Origin of the sequence: Lentzea sp. NPDC051213 (assembly GCF_044455585.1) — a bacterium.
Lineage (GTDB): Bacteria > Actinomycetota > Actinomycetes > Mycobacteriales > Pseudonocardiaceae > Lentzea.
In genome coordinates this window covers 1,074,925-1,092,084 of record NZ_JBITEX010000002.1, presented here as the reverse complement: position 1 = coordinate 1,092,084, position 17,160 = coordinate 1,074,925, and the positions used below count along the sequence as shown (strand labels likewise).

15 protein-coding genes are annotated in these 17,160 nt (G+C 68.5%); 8 read left to right on the top strand and 7 right to left on the bottom strand.

From position 1 onward, the window contains the following. Nucleotides 1-19: 19 nt before the first annotated feature. Together ACIA8G_RS11800 and ACIA8G_RS11795 are read right to left on the bottom strand one after the other, a co-directional pair. Nucleotides 20-298, bottom strand: a complete 279-nt coding sequence (locus ACIA8G_RS11800) for a hypothetical protein (RefSeq protein WP_396418348.1) — start codon at nt 296-298, stop codon at nt 20-22. A gap of 180 nt (nt 299-478) precedes the next feature. Then, nucleotides 479-1,708 (bottom strand): aspartate aminotransferase family protein, encoded by a 1,230-nt coding sequence (locus ACIA8G_RS11795; protein ID WP_396418347.1) that lies wholly within the window; start codon nt 1,706-1,708, stop codon nt 479-481. Between the two features lie 77 nt (nt 1,709-1,785). On the opposite strand from ACIA8G_RS11795, the gene ACIA8G_RS11790 reads away from it, so the two are divergent. The 6 genes from ACIA8G_RS11790 (at nt 1,786) to ACIA8G_RS11765 (ending at nt 9,559) form a co-directional block, all read left to right on the top strand. Continuing rightward, entirely contained in the window at nt 1,786-2,655 is an 870-nt protein-coding gene (locus ACIA8G_RS11790) for a LysR substrate-binding domain-containing protein (protein WP_396418346.1), read from the top strand. A gap of 4 nt (nt 2,656-2,659) precedes the next feature. Then, a complete protein-coding gene (locus ACIA8G_RS11785) occupies nt 2,660-3,643 on the top strand; it encodes a LacI family DNA-binding transcriptional regulator (RefSeq protein ID WP_396418345.1) in 984 nt (327 codons plus the stop codon). Between the two features lie 107 nt (nt 3,644-3,750). Further along, the gene (locus tag ACIA8G_RS11780; protein ID WP_396418344.1) at nt 3,751-5,034 is read left to right on the top strand and encodes an ABC transporter substrate-binding protein; all 1,284 of its coding nucleotides are present in this window, start codon (nt 3,751-3,753) and stop codon (nt 5,032-5,034) included. Further along, nucleotides 5,031-5,933, top strand: coding sequence for a carbohydrate ABC transporter permease (locus ACIA8G_RS11775; protein ID WP_396418343.1), 903 nt, complete (start codon nt 5,031-5,033; stop codon nt 5,931-5,933). The genes ACIA8G_RS11780 and ACIA8G_RS11775 overlap by 4 nt, the downstream gene beginning before the upstream one ends. Beyond that, nucleotides 5,930-6,742: a carbohydrate ABC transporter permease gene (locus ACIA8G_RS11770; RefSeq protein WP_396418342.1), complete on the top strand. Its 813-nt coding sequence runs from the start codon at nt 5,930-5,932 to the stop codon at nt 6,740-6,742. Before ACIA8G_RS11775 ends, ACIA8G_RS11770 begins: the two co-directional genes overlap by 4 nt. A gap of 21 nt (nt 6,743-6,763) precedes the next feature. Further along, on the top strand, nt 6,764-9,559 hold the full coding sequence (locus ACIA8G_RS11765) for a glycoside hydrolase family 2 TIM barrel-domain containing protein (protein WP_396418341.1): 2,796 nt from the start codon (nt 6,764-6,766) through the stop codon (nt 9,557-9,559). A gap of 4 nt (nt 9,560-9,563) precedes the next feature. Here the strand turns inward: ACIA8G_RS11765 and ACIA8G_RS11760 are convergent, their stop codons facing one another. Together ACIA8G_RS11760 and ACIA8G_RS11755 are read right to left on the bottom strand one after the other, a co-directional pair. Then, the gene (locus ACIA8G_RS11760) at nt 9,564-10,211 is read right to left on the bottom strand and encodes a response regulator (RefSeq protein ID WP_396418340.1); all 648 of its coding nucleotides are present in this window, start codon (nt 10,209-10,211) and stop codon (nt 9,564-9,566) included. Further along, a complete protein-coding gene (locus tag ACIA8G_RS11755) occupies nt 10,208-11,461 on the bottom strand; it encodes a sensor histidine kinase (RefSeq protein WP_396418338.1) in 1,254 nt (417 codons plus the stop codon). The genes ACIA8G_RS11760 and ACIA8G_RS11755 overlap by 4 nt, the downstream gene beginning before the upstream one ends. 248 nt (nt 11,462-11,709) lie before the next feature. Here ACIA8G_RS11755 and ACIA8G_RS11750 point away from each other — a divergent pair, with 248 nt between their 5' ends. Next, the gene (locus tag ACIA8G_RS11750; RefSeq protein WP_396418337.1) at nt 11,710-12,870 is read left to right on the top strand and encodes an ABC transporter substrate-binding protein; all 1,161 of its coding nucleotides are present in this window, start codon (nt 11,710-11,712) and stop codon (nt 12,868-12,870) included. A 178-nt stretch (nt 12,871-13,048) separates the two neighbouring features. Beyond that, on the top strand, nt 13,049-13,798 hold the full coding sequence (locus tag ACIA8G_RS11745; RefSeq protein WP_396418336.1) for an MBL fold metallo-hydrolase: 750 nt from the start codon (nt 13,049-13,051) through the stop codon (nt 13,796-13,798). On the opposite strand, the gene ACIA8G_RS11740 is transcribed toward ACIA8G_RS11745, so the two are convergent. The 3 genes from ACIA8G_RS11740 to ACIA8G_RS11730 all read right to left on the bottom strand — a co-directional run bounded on the left by ACIA8G_RS11740 (nt 13,785) and on the right by ACIA8G_RS11730 (nt 16,983). Then, nucleotides 13,785-14,207, bottom strand: coding sequence for a VOC family protein (locus tag ACIA8G_RS11740; RefSeq protein WP_396418335.1), 423 nt, complete (start codon nt 14,205-14,207; stop codon nt 13,785-13,787). The genes ACIA8G_RS11745 and ACIA8G_RS11740 overlap by 14 nt on opposite strands. 10 nt (nt 14,208-14,217) lie before the next feature. Next, nucleotides 14,218-14,652 (bottom strand): helix-turn-helix transcriptional regulator, encoded by a 435-nt coding sequence (locus tag ACIA8G_RS11735; RefSeq protein ID WP_396418334.1) that lies wholly within the window; start codon nt 14,650-14,652, stop codon nt 14,218-14,220. 69 nt (nt 14,653-14,721) lie between these two features. Next, nucleotides 14,722-16,983 (bottom strand): glycosyl hydrolase family 18 protein, encoded by a 2,262-nt coding sequence (locus ACIA8G_RS11730; RefSeq protein ID WP_396418333.1) that lies wholly within the window; start codon nt 16,981-16,983, stop codon nt 14,722-14,724. Nucleotides 16,984-17,160: the final 177 nt, after the last annotated feature.

The window sequence follows — 17,160 nt, the reverse complement described above, 5'->3', positions numbered from 1 at the left end:
ACTACCTCTCGGACTTCGGTCACGAGGAGGCAGACATCGTCGGCAAGGCGCGGGCGCTGCTCGGCAAGCTGCCGGAGCCGGTCCGGAAGTAGCCGGCCGGTTCGCCGATCTCGACGGGTCCCAGCTCACCCGCCGGGCGATGGCGGACGGCCTGGATCGCGCACCAGGCGAGGAACGCCAGCGCCAGCCACGCGTAGGCGTTGCCGATGACGTGCTGCCACCACGTCCACGCCAGTTCGCGGTCGCCCGCGGTGGGCAGCAGCCAGTGCGGGCCCACCGCGGCGACCGCGATCCGCACCGGGCCTGAAGTAGAACGCCCGGCCGAAGCCGGCGACCAGCCCCGTCACCGTGAGCACGACCGCACACAAGATCGCCGTCACGAGCAACGGCCGCCGAAGTACCCCCATGACGACGATCGTACGAGCCGTGTTGACAGCCCGGCCTCGACCTTCCGGCCGATGCCCGAGTGGCCACGAGGTCAGCCCGCGGACCCGATCGCCTCGTCGAGAATGCTCAACCCGAGCGCCAACTCCTCCTCCGAAGCCGTCAACGGCGGCGCGATCCGGAACACCCCACCCATCCCAGGGATCTGCACGATGTTCATGTGCAGCCCGAGATCCAGGCACCGCTGGGTGATCGGCGCGCTCAGGCTCTCGTCCGCGATCTCCAGCCCCACCAGCAACCCACGCCCCCGCACGTCCGACACCAGCGAGTGCCGCGCGGCGATGTCGTCCAACCCGTTGCGCAGGAACGACCCCAGCTTGGCGGCCCGCTCGTCCAGCCGTTCCTCGACGAGCACGTCGAGCACGGTGTTGCCGACCGCGGCGACCAGCGGATCGGAGACGTGGGTGGTGAAGAACAGGTAGTTCCGCGCGTGCGCCTCTTCCTCGATCTCGGCGGAGGTGATGACGGCGGCCAACGGCAACCCGGCGCCCAAAGTCTTCGACAACGTCAGGATGTCCGGCACCACACCGTCACGCTCGAACGCGTACCAGTTCCCCGTGCGGCACAGGCCCGTCTGCGCCTCGTCCAGGATCAGCAACATCCCGCGCTCACGGCACTTCGCCGACAACGCGGCGAAGTACCCCACCGGCGGCTCGAGAACCCCGCCCGAGCTCAGGATCGGTTCGACGATGCAGGCGGCCAGCGACCCCACGGACTGCGCGTCGATCAGGTCGAACGCCAGATCCAGCTGCACGGTCCAGTCGGCGGTGGGCGCCGGGATCGCGAAGTTGCCCGGTGTCGCCGGGCCGTAGCCCTTGCGGCCCGCGCTGTAGGTCGCAGCGGCGGCCGCGGCCGTCATGCCGTGCCACGAGCGGGCGAAGGCGACGACCTCGTGCTTGCCGGTCACGAGCTTGGCCATGCGCAGGGCGGCTTCGTTCGACTCCGCGCCGGTGGTCAGCAGCTGCACCTTCGACAGCTGATCGGGCAGGGTCGCTGAGAGCCTCCGCGCCAGGTCGACGACCGGGCGGCTCAGCATGCCGCTGAAGAGGTGGTCGAGGTTCGCGATCTGGCGCTGGACGGTCTCGACGATGCGCGGGTGCGAGTGGCCGAGGATCGCGCTCATCTGACCGGACGTGAAGTCCAGGATGCGGCGGCCGTCCTCGGTGAACAGGAAGCTCCCCGACGCGCTGTCGATGATCTCGTGCGTGAACGTCCCGCCGTAGCGGACGAGGTGGCGGTCTACGTCGTCCCAGAAGGTGTCCATAGGCACGAAACTATGGGCCGCCCAGCATCAGGTCCATCTCACAATGCCACGCTCGCTGTTCGGAAATACTGCACAGCATGACGCTGAACCCGTGGCGCCTGCGCCTGCTCAGCCAGCTCGACGCGCTGGGCACCGTGCGGGCCGTGGCACTGGCCGCGAACCTGAGCGCGTCGAGTGTGTCCCAGCAGCTCGCGGTGCTCGAAAGCGAGACGCGCACGCAGTTGCTCGAACGGACCGGGCGGCGGGTGCGGCTCACCTCGGCCGGGCTGATCCTGGCGCGGCGGGCAAGGTCGATCCTCGACCAGATGGACGCCGTCGAGGCCGAGCTGCGCGGCCTCAGTCAGGAGCCGTCCGGGCTCATCCGGCTCGGGGCGTTCCAGAGCTCGATCCACACGCTGGCCGTGCCCGCGATCGCGCAGCTGGACCACCCGCACCTCGACGTCGAGATCGTCGAGCTGGAGCCGCACGCGAGCATGCCCGCGCTGCTGGCGGGCGACGTCGACGTGATCATCACGACGACCGGCTTCGTCGAGCTGCCCGTGCCGAAGGACATCGAGATGGTGCCGCTCGCGGAGGACCCGATCGTGCTGGTGACCCCGCCCGGACAGCCGAAGGGCGACCTCGCGGCCTGCAAGGACGAGCCCTGGGCGTTCGACATCCCCGGCTCGTACATGGCGAACCTGGCGACGCGGCTGTGCCGGCAGGCCGGCTTCGAGCCGAAGGTCGTGGGCCGGTTCAGCAACTACATGCTGACGCTCAAGCACGTCGAGGCCGGGCTGGCGGTCGCGATGCTGCCCGCGCTGGCCGCGGACCCGCGGTTCGACGTCGTGACGCGGGAGCTGCCGGTGACACGCCGGATCATCGCGGCCGTGCGGCGGGATTCGCGCGCCGCGATCACAGTGGTGCTCGACGCCCTGCATACTCGGTCCCTGCCGGAGGGGAGGTGATCACGTGCCGGATCGAGTGACGATCAACGACGTCGCCAGGACCGCCGGGGTCTCGCGGCAGACGGTGTCGCGGGCGCTCAACGACAAGGGCGAGATCGACGCCACCACCAAGCAGCGCGTCCTCGACGCCGCGCGCGAGCTGGGTTACCGGCCGAGCCGGTTCGCCCGCGGGCTGGTGCGGCAGGACACCACCACGATCGGGCTCGTCGTCCCCGATCTGCTCAACCCGTTCTTCACCGAGGTCGCCGCCGCCGCGCTGGAGGCCGCGCGCGCACGCGGCTGGCACGTCGTCCTCTACGACACCGCCGACAGCGTCGACGAGGAACGCGGCACGCTGAAGGTCATCGGTTCGCAGGTGGACGCCGTCGTCGGCTACTTCAGCCTCGACGAGGAAGAGCTCGACCAGCACCTGAGCGGCATCCCCGTCGTGCTCGTCGGCCGTGACCACCACATGCCCCGGTTCAGCTCCATCCGCATCGACGGCGCGACGGGCATCCGCGAGGCCGTCGACCACCTCGTCCGGGCAGGTCACCGCCGCATCGGCATGCTGGACCACGCGAACCGCGCCGAGCCCAGCGTCCGCCGCGAGTGGTTCGCCGACGCCATGGCCGCGCACGGCCTGCCCGCCGACGTCGTCGGCACCGCGGTGCAGTCGGTCGACGGCGGCGCCGAGGCTCTGACCGCTCTGCTCGGCGCGCACCCCGAACTCACTGCCGTCTTCACGTTCAACGACATCATCGCCGTCGGCGCGCTGCGGGCCGCCAGACGTCTCGGCCGCCGGGTGCCCGCCGACCTGGCCGTGGTCGGGTTCGACGGCCTCCAACTCGGCACCGTCGTCGACCCGGAGCTGACCAGCGTCGGCCTCGACACCCGCCGGCTCGGCGCGCTCGCCGTCGAGCAGGCCGGCCGGTTGCTCCAGGGAGCGAAGCCGCTGTCGGCCGACGAGCTAGTGATCCACGCGGCCTTGGTGGTCCGCGAGTCCGCCTGACCTGCGTCTTTCCCCCTCAGGCCTTGACAGGTTCACCCGCTCTGCGCATGCTTCGCGGCAATCCGTGAACGTTCACGGGAGCGTTCACGGGCTCCGGAGGGTCCCCGATGACGTTGACTCGACGCAGGTTCCTGACCGGTGCGGCCGCCGTGGCCGCCACCGCGATGGGCGCAGGCGCGTGTAGCAGCCCCACCACGGCGAACCCAGGGCGGATCACGCTCTGGCACTCGTCGAACGGCCTGTCCGACAAGGTGCTCGCCGAGGCCGTGACCAGGTTCGCGGACAAGAAGCTGACCACGTCCAAGGTCAGCGGCGAACTGAACCAGCGACTGCTCGCCGCGCTGTCCGGCGAGGCCTACCTGCCGGACATCACGATGATCGGCGACGGCATCTCCACGTACTTCTCCGCCACCGACCGGTTCGCCGACCTGAACAAGCTCGGCGCGGCGCAGGACGAGCCGCGCTACCTGCCGTGGAAGTGGCAGGCCGGCCGCAGCCCGGACGGGTTCCAGCTCGGCTTCCCGATCGACATCGGGCCGGCCGCGCTCTACTACCGGGCCGACCAGTTCGCCGAGGCCGGCTTGCCCAGCGAGCCAGACGCGGTGGCCGACGCACTGTCCACTTGGGACGACTACTTCGAGTTCGCCTTACGGGTCAAGGACAAGCTTCCCGGCCGGTACCTGATCACCGACACGAAGATGGTGTTCACCTACTCGCTGGCCCAGGAGTCTCAGAAGTACCTCGACCGGCAGAACCGCTATCTCGCGGACCAGTCGCAGGCGCGGCGTGCGTGGGACCGCGCGGTCAAGGCGTTCCAGCTCGGCCTGACGGCGGGCTACGCGGGCTCGGCCGGCGGCGAGGGCGTCGACCGGCTCGCGGCGTGGAACACCGGCAAGGAACTCAGCTTCGTCAACGCCTCCTGGATCACCGGCAACCTGAAGCAGTCGGCGCCCGACACGTCCGGCAAGTGGCGGGTGTGCCGCCCGCCCGGCGGTCCCGGCAACCAGGGCGGCTCGTTCCTCGCGATCACCAGGTACTGCCCCGACCCGCAGGGCGCCTACGAGATCGTGAAGTGGGTGCTGTCGCCGGAGAACCAGGCGGCGATGTTCCTGGAGCTCGGCCTGTTCCCGTCGAGCCCCGCCGTCTACACCGACCCTCAGGTGCTCGCGCCAGAGGAGTTCTTCGGCGGGCAGGCGACGATCGAGGTGTTCGGCAAGATCGCGGAGGAGGTCAAGCCCGTCTACTTCTCCCCCTGGGACATCTCGATCTCCGACACCTACACCGACGAGCTGACCAACGTCGAGAGCGCGGGCAAAGATCCTGAACGCGCGTGGGAAGACGCTCGCACCGCGGTCGAGCGGCTGCTGCGCCGGCAGGGGGTGCTCGCGTGAACCGTCGCTGGAAGTTCCTGCCGCAGTACCTGGCGATCGCGCCGTTCTTCGTGCTGTTCGCTGTGTTCGGGGTCTACCCGGTGCTGTACTCGTTGTGGCTCTCGCTCCAGCGGTGGAACGGCGTCAGCCCGATGAAGTTCGTGGGCCTGGAGAACTTCAAGTTCCTGCTCACCGACACCGCGTTCTGGGAGGCGATCGGCAACACCCTGATCATCTGGGTGATGTCGACGATCCCGATGCTGGTGCTGTCGATGCTCGTGGCACTCGGCCTGAACTCCTCGGTGCGCCACCGCGGTTTCCTGCGGGTGGCCTACTTCCTGCCGAACGTCACGTCGATCGTGGCGATGTCGCTGGTGTTCGGTTCCTTCTTCTCCAACGAGTTCGGTGTCCTCAACTGGTTCCTGAGCCTCGTCGGGGTCGATCCGGTGCAGTGGCTCAACGACCCGTGGGCGATCCGCACCGCGATCTCGTTGATGATCATCTGGCGCTGGACCGGGTACAACGCGATCATCCTGCTGGCCGGCCTGCAGGCATTGCCTTCCGATGTCTTCGAAGCAGCCAAACTCGACGGCGCCGGGCCCGTGCAGACGTTCTTCCGCGTCACGCTTCCGTTGCTGCGCCCGGTGATCCTGTTCTCGGTCGTGATGTCGGCGATCGGCGGGCTGCAGATCTTCACCGAGTCGCAGATCCTCCTCGGCAACCGCGGCGGCCCCGAGGGCGCGGGCATGACGATGGTCCTCTACTTCTACAACACCGCGTTCGCGGACAACGACTTCGGCTACGGCGCCGCGATCGCTTGGGGCATCTTCGTGGTCGTCGTCCTCTTCTCGATCCTCAACTGGCGGCTCGTGCAACGCCCGCCCAAGATGACCTCACTGCGCAACGGGGGCGCCAAATGAACCGCGTCTTCACGTACGCAGCACTGATGGCCGGTGCGCTGATCACGCTGTTCCCCTACTACCAGCTCGCGGTGATGGCCTCGAACACCACCGCGGACATCTACTCGTCGCCGCCGACCTTCTGGTTCGGCGGGCACTTCTTCGAGAACATCGGCGAGGTGTTCGCGAAGGTCGACTTCTTCGGCTCGGTGCTGAACACGCTGGTCGTGGCCATCGCGACGACGCTGCTGGTGCTGTTCTTCGACTCGCTCGCGGCCTTCACGTTCGCCAAGTACGACTTCCCCGGCAGCAACGTGCTGTTCGGCGTCCTGCTGGCGACGTTCGTGGTGCCGACCCAGCTGGCCGCGATCCCGCAGTTCGACCTGATGGCCAAGTTCGGCTGGGTCGGCGACCTCAAGGCGCTGATCATCCCTGCCGCCGCCAACGCGTTCGGCATCTTCTGGATGCGCCAGTACGCCCGCGGCGCCATCGCGGACGAGCTGCTGGAGGCCGCACGGGTCGACGGCGCGGGCTTCTTCCGCACCTACCTGTCGGTGGGTTTGCCGGTGTTGCGGCCCGCGCTCGCGTTCCTCGGCATCTTCACCTTCGTCAACGCGTGGAACGACTACCTGTGGCCGCTGGTCGTGCTGATCGACTCGAACCACGTGACGCTGCAGGTGGCGCTGTCGCAGCTCAACTCCCTGTACCTCAAGAACTACGCCGTCGTGATGGCCGGGACCCTCGTGGCGATCGTGCCGCTGGTGATCGTGTTCCTGATCGGGTCGCGCCACTTCATCCGCAACATCGCCGCCGGCGCCCTAAAGGGATGAAGCACTGAAGGGCTGAAGAACTTGTCATACATCGAGGACATGGGTCCCGGCACTGGAGCGCTGCCGCCGCGCGCGTTCTTCACCTCCGACGCACCGTCGCTGTCGCTGGACGGGACCTGGCGCTTCCACCTGTCGCCGTCGGCTCTCGCGGCGCCGGAAGGCGTGCAGCGCGAGGACTTCGACGACAGCGGCTGGGACACGATCACCGTGCCCGGCCACTGGCAGCTGCAGGGCCACGGCTCGCCCGCGTACACGAACGTGCGCTACCCGTTTCCGGTGGAGCCGCCGTTCGTGCCGTCGGAGAACCCGACCGGTGATCACCGGCTGACGTTCGACCTGCCGGCTTCCTGGCCGGACGAACCGGCCGCGCTGCGGTTCGGCGGCATCGACTCGTGCGGCCGGGTGTGGCTCAACGGTGTCGAGCTGGGCGTGACCCGCGGCAGCCGGTTGCCGACCGAGTTCGAGGTCGGGCACCTGCTCCGGCCGCAGGGGAACGTGCTGGTCGTGCGCGTGCACCAGTGGTCGGCCGGCAGTTACCTCGAGGACCAGGACATGTGGTGGCTGTCCGGGATCTTCCGGGCCGTCACGCTGTTGTCCCGCCCGCGCGGCGGTGTCGCGGACTACCACCTGGACGCGTCGTACGACCACACCACCGGGCTTGGCACCCTGTCGCTCACCGCGGCTCCTGGCGTGCTGTTCACCGTGCCGTCGCTGGGTGTCAAGGACGCGCGGTCAGCCGAGGTGCCGGTCGAGCCCTGGAGCGCGGAGAATCCCCGTCTGTACAACGGTTTCGTGCACACCGCCGCCGAATGGGTGCCGGTGCGGATCGGCTTCCGGACGGTCGCGATCTCCGACGGCGTGCTGACGATCAACGGCGCGCGGGTCGTGTTCCGCGGCGTGAACCGCCACGAGCACCACCCCGAGTTCGGGCGTGCGGTGCCGTGGGAGTTCGCGCTCGCCGACGTGCTCCTCATGAAGCAGCACAACGTGAACGCGGTGCGGACCAGTCACTACCCGCCGGATCCGCATTTCCTGGACCTGTGCGACGAGTACGGCCTGTGGGTGATCGACGAGTGCGACCTGGAGACGCACGGGTTCGGTGAGCTGGACTGGGCGGGCAATCCGAGCGACGATCCGCGCTGGGCGGAGTCCTATGTGGACCGCATGCGCCGCATGGTGGAGCGGGACAAGAACCACCCGTCGATCGTGCTGTGGTCGCTGGGCAACGAGTCGCACACCGGCCGCAACCTGGCCTCGATGGCGCAGTGGACCCGCGAGCGCGATCCGTCCCGGCCGGTGCACTACGAGGGCGACTTCGCGTGCGAGTACGTCGACGTGTACAGCCGCATGTACGCCTCGCACGAGGAAGTCGACCAGATCGGGCGCACGCACGCCCACGGACTGCCGTTCGTGCTGTGCGAGTTCGCGCACGCGATGGGCAACGGGCCGGGCGGCATGCTGGAGTACCGCGAGCTGTTCGAGCGCTACCGGCACGTGCAGGGCGGGTTCATCTGGGAGTGGATCGACCACGGGCTCGCCGCGGACGGTCACATCAAAGACGGGCACTTCGCGTACGGCGGCGACTTCGGCGAACCGTTGCACGACGGGAACTTCGTGATCGACGGCCTGGTGTTCCCCGACCGCACTCCCTCGCCCGGCCTGCTGGAGTTCGCGAAGGTCTTCGAACCGGTGCGCATCACCGGCACCGCGCAGAACATCCGGATCGCCAGCCACTACGACCACGTCTCGCTGGACCACCTGCGCTTCGACTGGGTCTACGAGGACGACGGTGTGGAGGTGGCCGCCGGCTCCCTCGAAGTGCCATCACTGCCCGCGGGTGAGCACGCCGAAGTCGCGCTGCCCGCCCTGCCTCCGGTGTCCGGTGAAGGCTGGCTGACCGTCCGCGCCTCGCTCGGCGCGGCCACGAGCTGGGCAGCCGCCGGCCATCTCGTCGCGTGGGGCCAGGTCGCCGTCGTCGAGGCCAAGCCCGTCGCGCCGCTCAGCGCGGTGGAACTCGTCCGCGTGGGCGAGGTGCTGTCGTTGGGGCGCGGCGAGTTCGACCGCGTGACGGGCCTGCTGACCCGGCTCGGCGAGCATCCGGTCCAAGGCCCGCGCCTCGACCTCTGGCGCGCGCCCACCGACAACGACCGGGGCTCCGACCAGCCGGAGGAACGCGCGTGGCGCGAGGCAGGCCTGCACCGCCTGCAGCACCGCGTGGCCGAGGTGGAGGTGCAGGAGCGCGCTCTGGTCGTGCGCACTCGTGTGGCACCACCGAGCTGGGGCTTCGGCATGCTCGCCGACTACCACTGGACCGCTGACGGCGACCGGCTGCGGCTGCGGCTCACCGTGACTCCCGACGGCGAGTGGCCCTGCACCCTCCCCCGGCTCGGCCTGCGTCTGGCACTGCCTGGCTCGGTCGACACCGTCGAGTGGTTCGGCAAGGGCCCCGGTGAGGCGTACGCGGACAGCCGCCAGGCCGCCAGGATCGGCCGCTTCTCGTCCACTGTGGACGAGTTGCAGACGCCGTACGTCTTCCCGCAGGAGAACGGCAACCGCGCGGACGCCCGCCGGCTGCGGCTCGGCGGCATCCAGGTCGAGGGCGAGCCGGTGTTCGACTTCACCGCCCGCCGCTGGACCACCGAGGACCTCGACGCAGCCCGGCACACGACCGACCTCAGGCCGAGCGAGCACGTCCATCTGAACCTCGACCTGGCTCAGCACGGTCTGGGCACCGCGTCGTGCGGTCCGGGTGTGCTGCCGCAGCACCGGCTCCACCCGCAGAAAGCGAGCTTCTCCCTGACCTTCACGGTGTTGTAGCGGCTCAGCCGCCCGGCGTCACGATCCCCTGCTCGTAAGCGAACACGACCGCATGCGTGCGATCCCGCAGCCCGAGCTTCGTGAGCACCCGTGACACGTGCGTCTTGACGGTCGTCTCGCCCAGGAACAGCGTCGCGGCGATCTCCGCGTTCGACGCCCCCTTGGCGAGCTCGACCAGCACCTCGAACTCGCGATCGGTCAGCACCGGCGGCCGGGTGCGCTCCCTGGCACCGGGGCTGAACCGCGCGATCACCCGCCGGGTGACCTCCGGCGACAGCAACGCGTCGCCGCGCGCCACCACCCGCACCGACTCGACGAGGTCCTCCGGCGAGGCGTTCTTCAGCAGGAACCCGCTCGCACCGGCCTGCAGCGCCTCGAACAGGTAGTCCTCGCGGTCGAACGTGGTCAGGATGACCACACGGGTGGCGCCGCCGGAAGACAGGATCCTCCGGGTGGCTTCCAGGCCGTCCATGCGCGGCATCTGCACGTCCATCAGCACGACGTCGGGCTGCAACGCGGTCACCAGGTCCACGGCCTCCGCGCCGTCGCCCGCCTCGCCGACGACCTCGATGCCCGGCTCGGTGCCGAGGATGACGCGGAAACCGGCCCGCACCAGGTCCTGGTCGTCGGCCAGCACGACTCGCAAACTCACGCTCTCTCCTCCGTGGGCAGCGAAGCGCGCACCAGATAGCCCGCGTCACGCCGTGGTCCTGCCTCCAGCGAACCGCCGTGCACCGCCACGCGCTCACGCATCCCCACGAGCCCGAAGCCCGCACCGGTCGCGCCGCGGCCGCGGCCGTCGTCGGCGATCTCCACCTCCAAAGCGCTGTCCAGGAAGCGCATCCGGACGTCGACGTGCTGCGCCTCCGCGTGCTTGACCACGTTCGTCAGCGCCTCCTGCACCACCCGGTACGCCGACAACGCGACCGCCGAGGACACGTCTCGCGGTGCGCCGTACACGCCGTGCGAGACCTCCAGCCCGGCGGCGCGAGCGCTCTCCAGCAGTTCCGGCAGGTCGTCCAGCCCCGGCGCGGATTTGAGATCCTGCTCGGCATCGGCGCGCAGCACGCCCAGGAGGCCGCGCAGTTCGCTGATCGCGGTCCGGGCGGTGTGCTCCACGCTCTGCAACGCGTCACGGGCCAGCGCGGGGTCGGAGTCGAGGACCCGGCGGGCGGCGCCGGCCTGGATGCCCATCACGGACACGTGGTGCGCCACCACGTCGTGCAGGTCGCGGGCGATCCGCATGCGTTCCGCGGCGATGGCGCCTCGCGTGTTCTGCTCCTGCGAGCGCCGCAACTCCTCGGCCTGGAACTCCAGCTGGGCGTTGCGCCGCGCCGCCGTCCACGCCATGTCACCGATGACGTAGGCGAAGATGAAGAAAAAGACGTTGAACTCCAGTCCGTAGAGGACGGAGGCGAGCACCGGGTCCATCGGCCCCGCGGCGTTCTCGAACGGCACCTCCGGGCCGATCAGGAAGCGCACGAGGCCGAAGCCCAGCCACAGGAACATCGCGATGATCACGCCGATGCGGGCCCAGCGCGCGACGACGCGGTTCTGCTCCCAGGCGCCGACGGTGAAGATCGCGAGGAACAGGATCGCGGACGGCGCCAGGTTGTCGCCGACCTGCCGCCACTGCGCGCCGATGAACAACACCGACACCACCAGCATGACCGCCAGCGGGTACCGGCGCCGCACGACGAGCGGCAGCGCCAGGGCCACCACCCACGCGACCTGTTCGCGGAGATCAGGAGCCCGGCCGTGGGTGAACGCGCCCACGCTGTTGACCAGCACGGTGATCTCGAACGCGCACAGCGCGACGAGCAGGGTGATGCCGATGTCGCGCCGCCGCTGGGCGGGCGTGGGTCCGGGCCGCCGCCACTCGTTCCAAAAAAGTTCCGGCACCCGATCAACCTAATCCAGCGGTACGGTGGCCGCGCAGGGCCCCGCCGCTCTTTTACATCGACAATCGAAGCTATTCGTCCGGAGGGTGTTTCGGGCCACAAAGGTGGACCCGTGATCACCTGTTACCCAATACTTCGCGCTACCCACCGGTAACATCCCCTGCGACAAGGCCTGGAATGTCCATTCGCAACGTATTAGTGTCAGCCTCCCTGCTGCTGTCGACGCTCACCGCGTGCGGATCCGGCGAAGTGGTCCAACCAATTCGCACAGGTCCCGGCGTCACCGCCGACACCATCTCGCTCGGCGTGCTGACCGACATGACCGGCCCGTTCAAAGGGTCGTCCATCTTCCGGATCCGCGGTTACGAGCTCTATCTGGACCACGTCAACAAAAACGGTGGTGTGTGTGGCCGGCGCGTCGAACTGAAGCAGAAGGACCACGCTTACGACGTGCAGAAGGCACTCGACGGCTATTTCGACCTCGAACCACAGGTACTCGGATTCATCGACGTGCTAGGTCAGCCGATGACCGCCGCCATCGAACCTGACCTGATGCAGACGCGAGCGCTGACCGTGCCCGCCTCCTGGGCATCGGACCTGCTCGGCAACCCGCACATGATGATCGTCGGCACCACCTACGACCTCGACATCATCAACGGCCTCGACTACTACAAGCGCAAGGGCATCCTCACCGAGGGCGACACGATCGGCCACGTGCACCTGCGCGGCAGCTTCGGCGACGACGCCCTGGAGGGCAGCCGGTTCGTCGCGGCCAACTGGGGCATGAAGGTCGCGGAACAGCCCGTCTCCGAGACGACGGCGAACCTGACCGAGCAGATCACGGCGCTGAAGGCGGCCAACGCCAAGGTGCTGGTGATCAGCCTGACCCCACCCCAGGCCGCCGCCGCGGTCGGCATCGCCGCCCAACTCGGGTGGACGGCGCCGATCCTGGTCAGCGCGGTCAGCTTCGACGCGGCGATCATGCAGTCGCCGGTGGCGCCGGTGTTCGCCAAGCAGGTGCTGATCCCCACGCCACTCGCACCGTGGAGCGGCGACGCCGAGGGCATCAAGGAACTGCGGGACGGCTACCAGCAGCGCTGGCCGGGCGAGCCGGGAACGATCAACACCGTGCACGGCTACACGGTCGCGATGGCGTTCGTCGCGGTGATGGAGAAGGCGTGCAGCAAGAAGGACCTCACCCGTGACGGTGTGCTGCGGGCGTTCCACGACACCAACGGGCTGAGCACCAAGGGGATCAGCGGCGATCTGCGGTTCTCGTTGGTGGGGCGGCCTTCCGCCACGCAGTCGTACATGACCAAGCCGGATGCCGGGGTGCCGGGGACGCTCAAGGTCGTGGAGGGGCTCTACGAGTCGGAGCTGGTGAAGCTCAAGGGCACCCGAGCTCGTTGATCTAGCCTCGGGGCATGGAAGGTGGCCGGGGAATTCGCGGTCAGACAGGCGCATCGTGGTGTGCCGCCCCCACGTCCTCAACCTTGGTGTTGTGGGGCGTGGGGGCGGTGCCGCGAGGCGCCCTGCTGAGCGTGAATTCCCCGCCCACCTTCTGAGTCACGCCACTAGCGTGACGGTCATGGACCAGCTCAGCCTGACCGTGCTCGGGTGCGCGACGCCGTACCCGAGCACGGACAACCCCTGCTCCGGCTACCTGGTGTCGCACAACGACACTCGCGTGTGGATGGACGCGGGCACCGGCACGCTCGGCCCGCTCCAGCGCCACGTGCGGCTCGAGGACCTCGACGCCATCTGGATCTCGCACCTGCACGCCGACCACAGCGCGGACCTGCTCACCACCTACTACGCCCTGCTGTTCGCGAACATCGAGCGCGACCCGGTCCCGTTGTACGGCCCGCCGGGCATCGCCGACCGGCTCGCCGGGTTCCTCACCAACGGTCCGCAGCGCAGCCCGGTCGAGTCCGCGTTCGAGATCACGGAGCTGCACGACGGCCATCAGACGGCGGTCGGATCGCTGAAGCTGACCACGGCCGCGGTCGAGCACGGCATCCCCGCGTTCGCCGTGCGCGTCGAAACCACGACCCGATCACTGACCTACTCCGGTGACACCGCACCGTGCCCCGGCCTGACCGAGCTGGCCCGCGACACCGACCTGCTGTTGTGCGAGTCCGAGAGCGCGGAACCGTCATCGGTCCACCACGCACCGGAGGACACGGGTGAGACCGCGACCCGCGCGAACACGCAAAGGTTGATCGTGACGCACGTGGGCCGCTCCCTGACCCCTCAGGAAGCGGTCACCCATGCCTCGGCCCGCTACGCCGGCGACATCGCGTACGCCGCGCCGGGCAGCACCTTCACAGCTGGTTGACGCGGACCAGGTTGCCGGCCGGATCCCGGAACGCGCAGTCCCGCACCCCCCAAGGCTGGTCCTCGGGCTCCTGCAACACCTCGGCCGCCCCAGAAGCCTCGATCCACGCCTTGGCCCGGTCGAACGTGCCCTGCAGATCCTTGGAGGCGAGCGAGACGGCCGTGTAAACGCCCTTCGCCATCAAAACGGCGATCGTGCGGCGCTCCTCCTCGCTGACGCCGGGGTCGGCGGCGGGCGGGTGCAGCACGATGCCGGTCTGCGGCTGGTCGGGTGGGCCGACGGTGATCCAGCGCATGGTGCCCTGCCCGACGTCCTGGCGGACCTCGAAGCCGAGTGCGTCGCGGAAGAAGCCGAGTGACTTCTCGGGGTCGTCTGCTGGCAGGAACGCGGCGGCGATGATGACTGACATGGCGATCAACCTAATCTGACGGCCCGGCCGCCGCTTCTCGATTCCTGATCGGCCGCATCACGGCCTTGGCCAGGCAGTTCGGGATACCCTGCCCGTCGGTCGCGGCGACCTTCTTGTACTGGCTCGGCGACATGCCGACCAGCTCGGAGAACCGGGTGCTGAACGTGCCGAGCGAGGTGCAGCCGACCTCGAAGCAGACGTCCGTGACGGACATGTCGCCGCGGCGCAGCAGGGTCATCGCCCGCTCGATGCGGCGGGTCATCAGGTAGCTGTACGGCGACTCGCCGAACGCCGCGCGGAAGGCCCGGCTGAGGTGCCCCGCGGACAGGTGCACGCCGCGAGCCAGCGCCGCCACGTCGAGCGGCTGCCGGTACTCGCGGTCGATGCGGTCACGGACCTTGCGGAGCAGGACGAGCTCCTGCAGGCGCGGGTCTTTGGCTGTCACGTCCGACAGCCTAAGTCCCGCGCCTGACAGATCGCTGACTAGCGAGAACCAACGAGAACTAAGCGAGAACTAACAGGCGCCCTGGTCGCGCCAGACGCCCCACTCACCCGTGGTGCCGGGCTCCTCGTTCTGCGTCCACCACTGGGCCTTCCACTTGCGGCCCTTGTGCGCCACCTCGTTGCCGCCGTTGTAGATCTTGCCGGTCTCCCACGCCGGGAGCGAGCAGGCCGGCGGGTTCGTCGTGGTCGTGGTCGTGGTCGTGGTCGACGTGGTGGTCGGCGGGTTGCCGCCACCGATCTTCGGGTAGTCCGCCGAGATCGCGTAGGACTGGCCACCGAACGTGAACACGAAGTTCGACGGCGTCGAGATCGGCAGCTGGTAGCTGACCGTCATCTCGATCGACGCGCCCGGTGCGAGGGACTGCCAGGACGGCAGCGTCAGCTCCGCCTTCTGGAAGTCGCCCTTCAGACCGCCGACGTTCGACCCGCTGTGGCCCTTGCTCACGACCTTCAGCCCGAAGCCGGACTGGTCGGCCATGCCGCCGGGCGCGCTCGTGCCGTAGTCGAACGCGATCTTCGTGCCACCGGGGATGGTGACGGTGGAGCGGTTGGTGAACTTGATCTTCGGCGTGATCGGGTAGTTGTTGTCCCCCAGCGCGAAGCCGTGGACGTCCACGTCGACCGCGAGCGACTGGGACTGCTGCGTCGTGGCCTTCGACGCGCCGTAGGGCGCGGCACCGTTGAGGCCGGTGTTGATGGTCGACAGCAGGGTGTCGCCGATGAAGTACTCCTTCTTGACGGAGTCGTACTTGTAGTCGCCGGCGAGCTCCCAGATCATGATGCCGCCGAGACCCTTGTCCCGGACGTACTTGGCCTTCTCCCCGATCGACTGCTCGGTCTCGGTGGAGAGGAACACCTTCTTGTCGTTGTTCCACAGCCACGGCGACTTCAGCGTCGAGTCGTACTGCGGCGCGTACGTGCCGGTGATCCGGTCGGCCGGGTCGTTGACCGGGTCGAGACCGTACTGCGCGGAGTACGAACCGGTGATCTTGCCTTCGAGGTTCTTGGTGTGCCACAACGGGTTCACGCCGGACGGAACCTCGGCGCCACCGGCCGTGACGTCGTGCCAGATGTTGTCGACACCGGTCGCGCCGTTACCGCACGGCGTGGTCGAGCCGACCGCCGAACCGGTGCCGGGCGGGCACTTGGACTGGTCCGGCAGCGCGGCCTTGCCCCACAACCCGTTCGTGCCACCGGTGACGCCCTGCCAGCCGCGGGAGTAGAACGGCACGCCGAGGTTGATGCGTCCGGCCTGCATGGCGCCGCGGTAGTAGTGGTAGGACCAGTCGGTGTTGAGGTACCCCATGCCCTCGTACTGCGGCGCCGTGTACACACCACCGGCCGCGAGCTCGCCGTCCTTGCCGTCGTCGTAGAGCGCGGCGTTCGGGCCGACGAAGTGGTTCCACGAACCGTGCAGGTCGTAGCTCATGACGTTGAGGTAGTCGAGGTACTTGACGACCTGGTAGGCCTCCTGACCGCGCAGCAGCCAGCCCGACGCGGGCACCGCCGCGGTCAGCAGGTAGTGCTTGTTGTCGGCCGCACCGGCGCGGTCCAGCTTCTCCCGCAGCGTCTTCATGATCGCCTGATAGCCGGTCCACAGCGTGCCGCGGTTGGCGTTGGAGATCCAGAAGTCGTCAGGGTTGCCGGCGTGGTTGTTCGACGTCGCGTACTCGTAGTCGATGTCGGCGCCGTTGAAGCCGTACTGGCGCAGGAACCCGACCACCGAGTCGGCGAACGTGTCGATCGCCGCCTGGCTCTGGCCGAGCTTGTAGAAGCCGCCAGAGGCGTTGCGGCTGCCGTCGGCGTTGAAGAAGCCGCCGGTCTCCGCCCAGCCGCCGATCGAGATCAGCGTCTTGACGTTCGGGTTCTGCTTCTTGAACTTCGTCAGCTGGTTGAAGTGCCCCTTGTAGGACAGCGACGGGTCCATCTCCGCGCCGGGCACGCCTGGCCACTCCATGCCGATGGAGGAGTTGTTGGCGTCGTTGGCACCGACGGAGATCTTGTTCTGCCCGTCGATGTGCGCGAACGCGTAGTTCAGGTGCGTGACCTTGTTCCAGGGGATGTCCTTGGCGAGGTACCCCGGCTGACCGTTCTTGCCGGTCCGCCAGCTGGTGAAGTACCCGATCACACGGCGGGACTTGCCGGGTCCCATGTTCTCGCGACCCGTGGTGTCGTACACGGTGCAGTACGGCGATTCGACGCCAGGCGTCTTGTACAGCCCGTCCGGCCGGCAGTCCTCGTGGGCTGCGGCGGCCGTGGGGGCGTTGGTCACGGCTATCAAGGTCCCCGCTAGCAGGGCTAGCACTGGGACCACTCTGGTGAGCAGGCGCAAGGGAAGGACCTCCTGGCTAGGGCGGCGGCCACTGGTGCAGACCGTAAAATGGTCCAGACCTTTGCGTCAATCCCTTGATCACTGACATTGGTTGACAGGGATAACGCTTTAGCTTCA